This is a genomic window from Saccharothrix sp. ST-888 (assembly GCF_000955975.1).
Classification (GTDB): Bacteria; Actinomycetota; Actinomycetes; order Streptomycetales; family Streptomycetaceae; genus Kitasatospora.
In genome coordinates this window covers 1-277 of sequence record NZ_JYJF01001052.1, presented here as the reverse complement: position 1 = coordinate 277, position 277 = coordinate 1, and the positions used below count along the sequence as shown (strand labels likewise).

At 69.0% G+C, this 277-nt stretch carries 1 protein-coding gene; it reads right to left on the bottom strand.

Features of this window, described 5'->3' with window-relative positions; genetic code table 11:
* Positions 1-277, bottom strand: a 277-nt coding sequence (locus tag UK12_RS35555; protein WP_156179183.1) for a hypothetical protein, incomplete at both ends; no start/stop codon positions are given.

Sequence of the window (277 nt, the reverse complement as noted above, 5' to 3'; positions counted from 1 at the left end):
GCTCGTTCACATGCAGCGTCTGCGGCAGCACACCCTGCCGCATCGCCATCACCATCTTGATGATCCCGCCGACACCCGCCGCCGCCTGCGTGTGACCGAGGTTCGACTTCAGCGAACCCAGCCACAGCGGCGCCGACTCGTCCCGCTCCCGACCGTACGTGGCCAGCAGCGCCTGCGGCTCGATCGGGTCACCCAGCGTCGTACCCGTGCCGTGCGCCTCCACCGCATCGACCTCATCGGCCGACAGACCCGCATTCGCCAGCGCCTGACGGATCAC